A 12,068-nucleotide genomic window follows, 5' to 3' on the forward strand; every position below is an offset into this window, starting at 1 on the left:
CGGTGTCCGGCAACTCTGGGGCGGCCTGGAAATCGCCGTGGCGCCGGGACCATGGATGGGGCGCAGACGGACCACCCGCGCACGGACGTGCCGGTGGCGCGACCTGCCTCGCGTGCTGGATCAGCCGAGTGCCGGCCGTTCAGCAGGAGGGCACATGCGTACCGTCGGGATGTTCGACGGCATGAGCTGGGATTCGACGGCGGGGTGGCAACGGCTGGCCAACAAGGTGGTACGTGCTCGACGTGGCGGTGTTCGTTCAGCTCGTGTCCTGCTCGACTCCGGGGGCATCGCCGATGTGCAGCGGTTGCCGTCGGCGGGGCCACCCCTCAAATCAGCTGCGCGAGGGCGAGGGACGGACGAACGGGAACGTCAGCACCTCACGGATGGTGGTGCTGTCCGTGAGCAGCATCACCAGTCGGTCCACTCCGATGCCCAGGCCTCCGGCCGGGGGCATGCCCGTCTCCAGGGCGTAGAGGAAGTCCTCGTCGATCTCCATGGCCTCCACGTCCCCGGCGGCTGCTCTGAGGGACTGCTCGGTCAGTCGCCGCCGCTGCTCGACGGGATCCGTCAGTTCCGAGTACGCGGTGCCGATCTCCATTCCGTTGGCCACCAGGTCCCAGCGTTCGACGAGACCGGGAACGCTGCGATGAGGGGCGGTCAGCGGGGACGTCTCGGCCGGGAAGTCGCAGTAGAAGGTGGGGTGGATGGTGGCCGGTTCCACCAGCTCGCCGTAGAGCTCCTCGAGCACGGCCCCCGCTCCCTTGCCCGGCCCGATGGCGACCTCGTGCTCCCCGGCGATCTGCAGCAGCTCGTCGAGATCGGTGTCGATCGAGACGGGGCGTCCGACCGCCCGTGAGACGGCGTCGGAGACGCTCACCACGGGCCAGGGTCCGGAGACGTCGGTGAGCACGGAGGCCCGGCCGGCGCCGTGGACGTCGCGCAGGGGGAGCAGGGGCGAACCGTGCAGGGCGGTGGCCATGGTCTTGATGAGGCGTTCGGTCAGTTCGCGCATGTCGTGGTAGTCCGCCAGCGGCTGGTAGGCCTCCAACGAGGTGAACTCCGGGTTGTGGGTGGCGTCCGCGCCTTCGTTGCGGAAGTTGCGTCCGATCTCGAAGATGGGCCCCGAGCCGGCCACGAGCAGCCGCTTGAGGGCCAGTTCCGGGGCGATGCGCATGGTGAGCGCGGTGCCGTAGGCGTTGATGTACGTGCGGAACGGGCGTGCGGAGGCCCCACCGTGGACGGTGGCGAGCATCGGGGTCTCGACCTCGCGATAGCCGGCTTCCACGAGGAACCGGCGCATGGCCGTGATCGCGGCCGATCGGTCCTCGAGCACGGTCAACGCCTGCGGGTGCACCATCAGGTCGGTGGAGCGGCGCCGCAGGCGCGCCTCCGGGTCCTCGAACCCGGAGAAGGGCACCGGGTGCAGGGCCTTGGCCACCACGGTGAGGGCGGACACGAGCAGGGAGGGCGTCCCGTTCCGGGATCGGCCGGGGCGGGCCTCGACGACGACGAGGTCACCGGTATCCAGGGCCCGGGTCAGCACCCCGAAATGCTCCGCCCCGAGGACGTCGCGCTCGAGGACGGCTTGCCGGGTGGTCCCGGCGTCCGTGAGGTCGAGGAAGACCACCCCGCCGTGGTGGCGGATCGCCCGCACCCGTGCGTGCACCCGCCATCGGGGTCGGGCCCCGACCTCGCCGTCGGGCGGTGTCGTGCTCGTGGCCGCGGCCGGATCCACGAGCCCGACGGACGAGGCCGGCGCCACTCCGATCGGGTACGGGGGCGCGCCGGCCTCCTGGAGCATGCGCGCGTGCCGGAGCCGGTCCTGGGTCTGCCGGCTGCGTCGCGGCTCCCGCACGGACACCGGCACCTCCTGGAGGGCCCGGATCCGGCGCAGCTGGCTCTCGTCGAGCCGGTGCCCGCCTGCCGGTGCGGTGAACGGCATGGGCAGGAACCCCTCGGCCTGGCCTGCCGCGGCCCCGGCGCGGGCCAGGGCGAGGGCGCCGTCGAAACAGAGATACCGGGGCACCCACTCCGGGCGGTACTTGGCGTTGGCTCGGTAGAGACGTTCCAGCTGGAAGAACCGGTCGAAGAACCCCAGCACCGAACTGTGCATCCTGGTCAGCCCGCCGGCGCCCAGCAGCTCGGCGTCGGCGAAGACCGAGCGGAACATCGCGAAGTTCAGCGACACCTTCGTGATCCCGCGCGCCGAGCCCTTGTCCATGAGTTCGGCGACCATCATCTCGGTGGTTCCGTTCGGCGCCTCGGGGGAGCGGCGCATCACGTCCAGGGAAAGGCCACGCCGCCCCCAGGGCACGAACGAGAGCAGTCCCACCACCTCGTCCTCGCCGCGATGCGCGGTCACCACCACGCACTGCTCGTCCGCCGGATCGCCCCACCGGTTCAGCGCCATGGAGAATCCGCGGTCCGGTTCGTTCCCGCGCCACTGCTCCGCCAGGGCACCCAGTTGCCCCAGCTCATCGGCGGGCAGCTCCGCGTGGCGGCGGATCCGCACGCTCAGCCCCTCCCGGCCGGCTCGGCGCACCGCCCGGCGCACCTCGGTCATCGACGTGCTGGCCAGGGAGAACCGGTCGGTGTGCAGCACGGCCTCGTCCCCCAGCGCGGTCACCGCCAGCCCCGCGGCGGCATGCGCCCTCGCTCCGGCCTCGGAGGCCGCCAGCACCGCCGGGGCCCAGCCGTACCGGCGCGCCCGGTCCTTCCACGCGGCCACGGCCTGGGGCCAGGACGACGGGTCACCCACCGGGTCGCCGGAGGCCAGCGACACGCCGCCGACCACCCGGTATGCCACCGCTGCCCGGGCATCGGGGGAGTAGACGATCTCCTTGTCACGGCGTGTGGCGAAGTAGCCCAGCGAGTCGTCCTCTCCGTGGGCCGTCAGCAGAGCACGCAGTGCCACCTCCTGTTCACCCGACCACTCCTCGTTGCGCCGCGACGGGCGGAGGAACACGTAGAGCGCCGAGAGCAGGGTCAGGGCCAGCAGCAGCGACGTGAGCAGCGGGATCCATTCGGGCACCGCCTCGTGGTAGCGCGGATTCCCGACCGGGACTCCCAGGGCGCGAGAGATCGCCGCGGCCAGGACACGCCAGTCGTCGACCGCCGTGGCGGTGACGGCCAGGAGCAGGAGGTGCGTGAGGGCCACGGACGCAGCGGTCCCCGCGACGAGCGTCAGCGCAGCGGCACCACCGGCTCCGGACCGGGTCCGGGCCGGGAAGGCGTCCCGCACCCACCAGGTCAGCCACAGCAGGGGCAGGCCGATCACCACGGCCAGCACCTCGAAGGCGAGATGTGCGGGTCCCGTCGTCCGGATCCGGTCCACCTCGAGGCCGAACCCCCACGCGCCGACGAGGATGGCCGCGGAGATCAGCATTCCGGCGATCTCGAAGGCAGCCACGACCACCAGCGCCATGCGCTTGCGCCGGACGAGGGCACCGGTGAGCAGCAGCAGCGTGACGACCGAGACCAGCGACGGGCTCAACGGGATGTTGAGCGCGCCCAGGACCACGGTCGGCCAGTGCACGAGGGACGGTCTCAGCAGACGCACGAGCAACAGCAGGAGGGCGACCACCGTGGCCAGGGCGAAAGCCCGGATCAGGATCCGCGCCCACCGCTCTCGGGCGGGCGGCACCGGAGCGCGGTCGGCCTCGGGCACCGGCCCGTCGACGTCGCTGGCCGCGGGAACCGAGGGGACCAGTGCGGAACTTCCCATGGGCGCAGATCCTTCCCGGTGACATCCGCTGCCAGCCTAGGCACGGGAGCGGTCCTGCGATAGACAGAGCACGTTGATCGGCAGGTCGATGAAGCGGCCGGCGCGGCGGTGGAAGGGCAAGCGGTGGACCTCTGGAGCTTTCTGGGAGCAGCGGCCGCGACCGGCCTGGGCGGCTTCGACCCCGGCCCCGCCCTGATCGGGGCCGCCGCGCTGGGCTCCGGGATTCCCCACCGACACGTGCTGGGCTTCGGAGCCCTGCTGATCTCGGGAACCGCGGCCTGCGGCATCGGAGTGACCGCACTGATCGGTTCGCGGCTGTCCCGGGTGGACTGGCACGTGCTGCTCCGCGACGGGGCCACAGCGGCCTGGATCGAACTGGCCGTGGGTGCGGGGCTGCTCGGTTATGCCGCGCACCACCTGGTCCGACACCGTCACGACGCGAGGGGCTCGACCCGGCGTCCTCCCAACGTGGCGGGTCTGTACCTCACTGCCCTCGGATTCATCGGCATCGTCGTGTTCGACGTGCCGTTCGAGATCTTCGTGACCACCGCAGGCAGTCAACCCCAGTGGCTGGTCGGCACCGGATGGATCCTCTGGGCCGCCATCTCCCAGCTGCCGTTGGCCCTGCTCCTCGTCGCCGTCCTGGCCAAGAGGCACACCGCAATGGTGCGTCTCGTGACGGCCGCACAGCAGCGCCTGGGCCCGCTGACCCATCGGCTGCTCGGCATCGCACTGGGCCTGGTGGGACTGTTCCTGACCGCGGACGCGCTGCGGTTCCTGGCCATCGGCCGGTTCCTCGTCGATTAGACCGGACCCCGGCGGGCGCCGGTGGAGCTCGTGCGAGCTCTTCCACGGGTGCGCGGCGCCTCTGTTCCGGAGGCTCTCGGCGGCCTCGACAGGACGTGATGCCGCCGCCGGGACAGTCGTCAGGGGCGTGTGGCGACGACCGCTGTCGGGTCCAGGACGCCGGGATCCTTTCTCCGCCGGCAGGCGTACGATGAGCCGCGTCGGCGTCCACCGGCCGGAGGAAGTGGTTCCTGTGCGCACCTTTCCGCACTTTCTCGCTGTTCGCCACCAGTCGGAGCGCCACGAGGCGGAATTTTCGCCCCGCGCGCTCCTGCCTCCGGGAACGGCCTCCGCCGGTGCACCGTCGCCTCCTGCGCCGTCGCCTCCTGCGCCGCAGACGGTGTCCTCGTGGGCCGACGGGCTGGGCCGGGCCGGGGCCCGGGCCGTGCAGCTGCTGGCCATCACGGCCGTGGCCGTGATGGTCCTCTACGCGCTCCTGGCGCTGAGGATCGTCGTCCTGGCGGCCTTGATCGCGCTCATCCTCGCCTGCGCGGTCCGCCCGCTGGTGGTTCGGTTGACCCGCCACGGGTGGAGCGGCACCGGCGCGGCCGTCACCGTCTTCGGGGCTTGCTCGGCGTCATGGGCGGGATCGTCACCGGAGTGGTGCTGGGCGTGCGCGGGCAGCTCGACGACCTCGTGACCGCGTCCACCACCGGCTGGGAGCACCTGCAGCAGCTGCTCGCGGCCGGGCCGCTGCCGGTGGACGCGGGCACGGTCAACGCGGCCCTGGCGCAGCTGCGGGACTACCTGGCCAGCGCCGGTGCGCGGCAGAGCGCTCTGAGCGGTGTGACGGTCGCTTCCGAGGTACTGACCGGCGCCGTGCTGATGGTCGTCGTCCTGTTCTTCTTCCTCAAGGACGGCCCGCGGCTGTGGAACTTCGTGCTGCGCTGGTTCGCCGGGAACACCCGGGCCAGACTCGCCGAGTCCGGGGACCGGGTGGTGAGCATCCTGGGCTCCTACGTGCACGGCATCGCCCTGATCGCCACCGTCGACGCCGCCTTCATCGGGATCGGGCTCTGGGCGCTGGGGGTGCCTCTGGTCGTCCCGCTGACGGTCATCGTGTTCCTCACCGCCTTCGTGCCCATCGTGGGCGCGCTGGTGGCCGGAACACTGGCCGCGCTGGTGGCGCTGGTGACCCATGGTCCGGTCTCGGCGCTGATCGTCGTCCTGATCGTGGTGGTCGTCAATCACCTCGAGGGCTACTTCCTGCACCCGGTGGTGCTGGGGCACACGCTTCGCCTGCACGGACTGGTGGTGCTGCTGGCCCTCGCCGCAGGGAGCGTGCTCGTCGGGGTCGCCGGAGCGGTGCTGGCGGTGCCGCTGATCGCCGTCGCCTGGTCGGTCCTGCAGGTGTGGACGACCCGCTACCAATTCGGCGAGGACCCGGTGCTGGGACCCGATCCCGTCTCCCCGAAGGAGAGCACGGCCGATCGGGTCAGCCGGCTGAACCGCCGCCGGTACCAGCGCATGCGTGGCCCAGCTCGTGCCGCCCCCTGGGCCGTGCCCCCGCCACCGCGGCTGCCCTCCCGGACCCGGAGCTCGCCCTGACCCAGGGGATCGCGAGGTCGTCCGGCGCCCGCAGTCGGCAGGACGGGCGGTGAAGCCTCGTGCGCAGCGGTGCCGGCGCGTGCAGGCACGTCGTCACGGCGCGGACTGCTGTCGCGCCGGGAGCGAGAATTGCCGCCCGCGCCGGGTTTCGCCGCCGGCGCGGGATCCGTGACCTGTGAGGCCCTGGTATGTGCCGGTCGGCGTTCTGGGTCGGGTGTGAAGGTGTGGCCCGGCGGGGTGAAGCCCTGGGCGTAGGGCTCCGGCATCTCGGTGGATTCCCCGGGCCAGTGGTCTCGTCGAGTCCGAGGGGGTCGAGGATCTGCTCCTCGAAGACCTCCCCGACCGGCTGCCCGGTGACCTGCTCGGTCACCATCCCCAGCAGGATGTAGTCGAAGTCCTCGGGCAACGGCTCGGTCGTCTGCGAGCCGGGTTCCCGGGTGACGACGTCGTCGACATCGGTCACACGGGCTGCGGAGTCCGGGTCCGGAGGCGACGGTGTTCCTGACGCGGCCGGGGTGGCCGACGGGCCGGCCGGGGAAGACGGGCCGGCGGCTGCCCCGCCGGCCCCGGATCGTTCCCCGACCACCCACGACGTCCCGCCGGCCTTCGGTCCGGGGATGTCGCCGTTCAGCCCAGGGTGTGGAGGCTGAAGGCCGCCAGGAAGCCCAGGGTGGCGATCAGCCGGAGTACAGGGCTGCCTTCTCGAAGGCCTCGGGGATCATGGTGTCGGTGATCATCGCCAGGATCGCCCCGGCCGCCAGGGCGTTGACGAAGGCCAGCGTGGCCGGTGGAGCCCCGTCCAGCAGCAGGTAGCCGGCCAGGGCCGCCAGGCCCGAAGCCACCGCGATCGCCCCCCAGATGCCGAACACGTACCCGGGCCCGCGCCCGGCGTTCTTCATCCCGGCGCTGCTGGAGAGCCCCTCCGGGACGTTGGAGATGAACACCGCGGCGAACATCGGCAGGCTCAGACCGCCCCCGGTGAGCAGGCTCAGTCCCAGCACCATGGATTCGGGCACCCCGTCCAGCAGCGCCCCGATCGCGATCGCCCCGCCGCTGCCGGACTGATCGGACGGAGAGGGCTGCTGATCCCCGGAGCGCTTCCGGTGCTGGGCTCCCTGCCGGGCCAGCAGGACGTTGAGGGCCACGTAGGCGACCGCCCCGACCAGGAACCCCCACGCGGTGGGTCCCAGCCCGCCGCGCTCCACGGCTTCCTCCACCAGCTCGAAGGACAGCGCGGAGATCAGCACCCCGGACCCGAAAGCCATCACCACCGCGATCACCTGGGCCGGCACCCGGACGAACCAGGCGATCATCGCGCCCAGCAGCAACGCGGCCCCCGCGACGAGGCCGGCTCCACCGGCGAGCAGCCACTCAGGCACGAAGGCACCTCGACTTGATGATCACCGTGCTGACTATATGGGCAGACATCGCAGCGGCACCAGCCGGTCCCACCGCCCGCCCGATGGGTGCACCGCCCCTTCCCGGCCCACCGGGGCGCCCCGTGGCCGACGCCTGTGGTGGAGGGTTCCTGTCACATCGCCGGCGTGGGATCTCCTCCGGAGGCATCCACAGTGGCACAGCCTTACCGGCAGGTCGGGGCGGAAGCACCGGGTGCTGGACAGGGTCAGGTGTCGAAGTGGGTGGTGGCCGGACCTGTGCCCACGGTGGCGACCAGGTCCGCGGCCAGGTCGCGCAGCTTGGTGTTGCGGTGGCTGGAGACGGCCCACCGGGAGTCGGTGACCACATCACCGACGCGCACCACGGTGTGCTCTCGGATCGCGGTCAGGCAGGGGCAGTTGCGGAACCGGTTCTGGGTCTCGTCCAGGGCTCCGGCCTCGGGGCTGGAAGAAGCCACGGTGGTTCCTTCGCGTGCACGCAACAGGGTGACCCCGCACCAGACGTCGGTGCCCTCGGGGGCCGGGCGGCGGGCCAGGGTGGCGGTGAACTCGTTGAGCAACTCGACGATGTCCTCGGGGTCCAGCAGCAGATGGGGGCGCAGGTCGCGGGCGGCACCGCTCGGAGTCCGGGCTGACCTTGCGGGGCGTCCGTTCCTGGCGAGTACGGCCCGCGAGACCCGCAGAGCGTAGCCAACCCGACGAAGCGCCAGCACTTCCGAGTCCACGCCTGGACGACGACCGGCTCACGGTGCCGCCGCAATGCTCCCGTGCCGGGGGCGCCGGCACCGTGATCGATGCAGCAGCCGGGACCGTCTCGGACCCAGTCGGCGGAGTGGCCGTCCGGACCCCGATTCGAGAAGCATCTCGACAACACCGCCCGGCAGCACCCCCCCTGGGGCACCCGCCCCGGTGGGGCGTCCATGGTGGGTCCGGTGACGTGCTGTCCACCTGGTGTCCAGGACTTCGTTATGCCCGTGTGACGGGTTTCGGAGATACGGAGGAGGCTGAGCTCCTACGTTGGAATGACCAGCAGAAAACCATCGAGTCGAACGGAGAACATCATGTCGACCAGATCGAAGAAAACAATGTTCGCTCTGCCGGCCGCGGCGGCTGTCGCCTCGGCGCTGATGGTCGGTTGTGCCGAGGAGACGCCGGTCCAGGAGGCCCAGGAGGCGGGTCCCACCGCGGAGGCCGCCATTCTCAACGAGACGGTCACGATGCAGAACGAGGTCACCGAGATCCTCGGCCCGAACCTCTTCACCGTCGGTGAGGACGAAACCCCCGTGGTGGGCGTGAACGCGTCCGCCGAGGACATCCAGGACGGGGACATGGTCCAGGTCACCGGCACGGTCCGCCAGATCCTGGAGACCGACATCGAGACCGGCTGGGGAGTCGACTTCGACGAGAGCGAGACGTCCTACCTGGTCGAGCGTGAGCTCGACCTCGGCGTGGTCGCCGAGGACGTCCAGGTCATCGAGCAGGACCCCTGATCCCCAGGGGATACGGAACCCTCCCCACCGGTGAGGTGGGGAGGGTTCCCGTTCGGGTCGAGCGAACCGGGCACCCGTTCGACGACGGTGACCATGGCCCCGGCCCGGCCCGGCCCGGCCCGGCCCGGCCCGGCCCGGCCCGGCCCGTCGCGGCGTGGTCGCCAGCTTGGGGGACGAGAGATCCGGCCGCCGAGGTGGTGCCTGCCGGCGCCGGTGGTGCTCATCGGTGTGCGGTCCACAGCAGAAAGGATGTCGATGAACTCCTCCGCGCACGCCGACGACGGCCGGCGGCACCGGCACAGCCGTGTCAGGTCCTGGTTGACCGGGATCGTGGCCGTGCTGGCCGTCCTGGGGCTGATGGTCACCGGGTACGGGGTGGCGGTCGAGCCGCGGCTGATTCTCGACGAGGAGCGCATCCAGGCCCGCATCCCCGGGCTGGGTCCGGGGTGGGAGGGCGCTGAGGTGATGGTGTTCTCCGACCTGCAGGTCGGCATGTGGTGGGACAACACCGGAATGATCGAACGCGTCGTGGAGACCACCGTGGCCGCCGACCCGGAAGCGGTGCTGCTGCCCGGGGACTTCGTCTACCGGAGCGAGGCCGACCTCGATGAGCGCGTGCAGGACGTCACCCGACTGCTGGACCCGCTGACCGGGGCCGGAATCCCGGTGTACGCGGTGATGGGCAACCACGACTACGCCGTCGGTGCCGTGGAGGAGCTCACCACCGCCTTCGAGGAGCACGGCATCGAGGTGCTGGCCAACGAGGCCGTCCCGGTGCCCGGCGCCGCTCCCGGCCCCGGGTTGTTCATGGTCGGGATCGGGCCGTCGTCGGTCGGGAAGGCCGCGCCCCAGGAGGCCTTCGACGGCGTGCCGGAGGCCGCCCCGCGGCTGGTGATGATGCACGACCCCACCACGTTCCCGGAGCTGCCCGCCGGTGCCGCCCCGATGGCGGTGGCCGGGCACACCCACTGCGGCCAGATCGCGGTGCCGCTGCCGTCCCGGTGGTCCTATCTGGGGCTGACCGAGGAGGAGGAGCTCGTCGCCGACGGCTTCGCCCCGCCCGACTACGGGGCTGAGGGCAACGAGATGTTCGTGACCTGCGGGATCGGCTTCAGCCTGGCCCCGGTGCGGATCAACGCCCCGCCCCAGCTGCTGACCATCGAGCTGCACGGGGCCTGACCCGCCCCGGTCGTCACCCGCGCAGGACTGCTCGGCGCCGAGACCGGCCTGGTCCGAGGAGGACCGGCCGATGTGCCGGTCGCAGCAGCCGGCTACCTCGTCCACGTCGTCCTGGTCGACACGACCCTGGAAGTCCATTGCCAGGGTGCCGGTGACCTCCGCGCCGGCGCTCTCCTCGGCGTCGGGAAAGGCGTACTGGGCGCTGACCAGCCTGTGGGCTCGGTGGCAGCGGTGGGAGGCGGTCCTCGTGCTGCTTCCAGGGTGTTGCCACGCTGTTGCCAGGTCCTGTGGGGCTCCGGGGCGTCTAGCCTGGGCCCACGAGGTGTGCATGATCGAGGGATCGGGGGACCTCATGCGGGTGAGCGTTTTCGGGGCCGAGAACGACATCGGCCGCCAGGTCGTGGAGGAGCTGCTGTGCCGGGGCTACACGGTGCGGGTCTTCGTCACCGACCCCACCACGGTGCCGGTCGCCTGGGGGCCGCGGGTGCGGCTGAGCACCGGGCGGCTCACCGACCCGGTGGCCGTCGGCGCCGCCGTGGGGTGGGGGGAGGCGGTGGTCAACGCCCTCGATCCTCGGCTGACCCGGCACGGTGCCCACCTGGTGGAGGGCACCGGGGTCGTGGTGGCCGCGATGGCCCGGCACGGGGTGCGCCGGTACATCGGCCTGGGCAGCCCCGCCGTCGGGCTGTGCCCGAGCGAGCGCCCGACCGCCCGGGTCCGTGTCCACCGGGCCTACCTCCGGGTGGTGCACCCGCGGGTGCAGCACCGGATGCAGCAGATGATGGCCCTGGTCACCGGCACGGGGCTGGACTGGACGCTCGTGCGGTTCCTGCGCCACACCGGCGGCCGGGGGCCGGGGCTGAAGTACGTGGGCTACTTCGGCCGCGACGACCTGGGGTGCTGCGCGGCCGCCGGTGACATCGCCGCCTTCGCCGTGACCCAGCTGCTGGACACCCGTCACGTCACCGACGCCCCGGCCGTGAGCAACTAGAGCAGCGCCGGCCCCCTGCGCTCGAGGAGCTGGCGGGCACGGTGAGCCCGCGGCCCACGACGGTGAGCGGGGGAGCATCGGCCGGAGGGGTGTGTGGTCCCGGGCGCGCCGGCCAGGCATAACGATCTGCTCACGGCGCGGTCGGAAGACGCGCAGAAGGGCCGGGTGCTCCTTGCAAAGGGATGAACAGCTTCCTTAGGGTCGTTGGGCATCAGCCGTGGGCGCAGCTCGAGCAGGCCCTCGGCGAGAACGACCGCACCGCAGGAGGCGCACCATGAGGACACGAGACCGACGCAGCACCCGGGCGATGGCCGCCGGCATCGTCGCCGTCGCCGGACTCGGGCTGGCCGGATGCAACACCGAGGGCCCTGAGGAGGGCACGGACGTGGAAGACGTCTCCGAGGGCGAGGTCCTGGAGTCATCGCCCGCCCCGGACAACAACCCGACGGCAGGGGACACGTTCATCGGCAACTACGACCAGGATTTCTACGACGAGAGCGAGACCTACGCCGGTCAGGAGGTGACCCTCTCGGCGGAGGTGACCGAGACGCTGTCGACCGACACGTTCGTCATCGCCGGGGCCTCCGGCACCGCGGTGGACCCGCTGCTGATCGTCGAGGAGCAGGAGATCCCGCCCCTGGACGACGGGCAGGTGGTGCAGGTGACCGGCACGGTCGCCCAGGACTTCGACATCGCCGCCACCGAGGACGAGCTGGGCATCGACCTGGAGGACGAGCTCTACGCCGACTACGAGGGCGAGCCCTACCTCATGGCCACCCGCGGGGAGATCCTCGAGCAGGAGTGACTCCCGGCCGACGTCGACCACCACCATGGGGCGGGCATTCCCGGACCGGAGGCCCGGCCGGCCGGGGCCCGGCCCCGCACATGCACCC

11 protein-coding genes are annotated in these 12,068 nt (G+C 71.7%); 7 read left to right on the forward strand and 4 right to left on the reverse strand.

Annotated elements, in window-relative coordinates:
* Positions 1–331: 331 nt before the first annotated feature.
* The gene (gene lysX, locus BJF77_RS09235; protein WP_187347264.1) at positions 332–3,724 is read right to left on the reverse strand and encodes a bifunctional lysylphosphatidylglycerol synthetase/lysine--tRNA ligase LysX; all 3,393 of its coding nucleotides are present in this window, start codon (positions 3,722–3,724) and stop codon (positions 332–334) included.
* Between the two features lie 123 nt (positions 3,725–3,847).
* On the opposite strand from lysX, the gene BJF77_RS09240 reads away from it, so the two are divergent.
* From BJF77_RS09240 to BJF77_RS09250, 3 genes are all read left to right on the forward strand, one after another.
* The gene (locus tag BJF77_RS09240) at positions 3,848–4,531 is read left to right on the forward strand and encodes a hypothetical protein (RefSeq protein ID WP_075871967.1); all 684 of its coding nucleotides are present in this window, start codon (positions 3,848–3,850) and stop codon (positions 4,529–4,531) included.
* Between the two features lie 379 nt (positions 4,532–4,910).
* Positions 4,911–5,210, forward strand: coding sequence for a hypothetical protein (locus BJF77_RS09245; RefSeq protein ID WP_139318502.1), 300 nt, complete (start codon positions 4,911–4,913; stop codon positions 5,208–5,210).
* Positions 5,150–6,118 carry an AI-2E family transporter gene (locus tag BJF77_RS09250; protein ID WP_139318503.1) on the forward strand — a complete coding sequence of 323 codons (969 nt, stop codon included), beginning with the start codon at positions 5,150–5,152 and terminating at the stop codon, positions 6,116–6,118. The genes BJF77_RS09245 and BJF77_RS09250 overlap by 61 nt, the downstream gene beginning before the upstream one ends.
* Here the strand turns inward: BJF77_RS09250 and BJF77_RS22605 are convergent.
* The 3 genes from BJF77_RS22605 to BJF77_RS09265 form a co-directional block, all read right to left on the reverse strand.
* On the reverse strand, positions 6,006–6,491 hold the full coding sequence (locus tag BJF77_RS22605; protein ID WP_369821384.1) for a hypothetical protein: 486 nt from the start codon (positions 6,489–6,491) through the stop codon (positions 6,006–6,008). The genes BJF77_RS09250 and BJF77_RS22605 overlap by 113 nt on opposite strands.
* Before the next feature lie 304 nt (positions 6,492–6,795).
* The gene (locus BJF77_RS09260; protein WP_255396199.1) at positions 6,796–7,497 is read right to left on the reverse strand and encodes a ZIP family metal transporter; all 702 of its coding nucleotides are present in this window, start codon (positions 7,495–7,497) and stop codon (positions 6,796–6,798) included.
* A gap of 245 nt (positions 7,498–7,742) precedes the next feature.
* Entirely contained in the window at positions 7,743–8,075 is a 333-nt protein-coding gene (locus tag BJF77_RS09265) for a hypothetical protein (protein WP_075871971.1), read from the reverse strand.
* 501 nt (positions 8,076–8,576) lie between these two features.
* On the opposite strand from BJF77_RS09265, the gene BJF77_RS09270 reads away from it, so the two are divergent.
* The 4 genes from BJF77_RS09270 to BJF77_RS20530 all read left to right on the forward strand — a co-directional run bounded on the left by BJF77_RS09270 (position 8,577) and on the right by BJF77_RS20530 (position 11,980).
* Positions 8,577–9,005, forward strand: a complete 429-nt coding sequence (locus BJF77_RS09270) for a hypothetical protein (RefSeq protein ID WP_139318504.1) — start codon at positions 8,577–8,579, stop codon at positions 9,003–9,005.
* A gap of 255 nt (positions 9,006–9,260) precedes the next feature.
* On the forward strand, positions 9,261–10,184 hold the full coding sequence (locus tag BJF77_RS09275; protein ID WP_158041218.1) for a metallophosphoesterase: 924 nt from the start codon (positions 9,261–9,263) through the stop codon (positions 10,182–10,184).
* 328 nt (positions 10,185–10,512) lie between these two features.
* Positions 10,513–11,175 (forward strand): NAD(P)-dependent oxidoreductase, encoded by a 663-nt coding sequence (locus tag BJF77_RS09280; protein ID WP_053004886.1) that lies wholly within the window; start codon positions 10,513–10,515, stop codon positions 11,173–11,175.
* Positions 11,176–11,449: 274 nt separating this feature from the next.
* Positions 11,450–11,980 carry a hypothetical protein gene (locus tag BJF77_RS20530; RefSeq protein ID WP_158041220.1) on the forward strand — a complete coding sequence of 177 codons (531 nt, stop codon included), beginning with the start codon at positions 11,450–11,452 and terminating at the stop codon, positions 11,978–11,980.
* The last annotated feature ends 88 nt before the right edge of the window (positions 11,981–12,068 follow it).

Origin of the sequence: Kocuria sp. CNJ-770 (assembly GCF_001942375.1) — a bacterium.
GTDB lineage: Bacteria > Actinomycetota > Actinomycetes > Actinomycetales > Micrococcaceae > Kocuria > Kocuria oceani.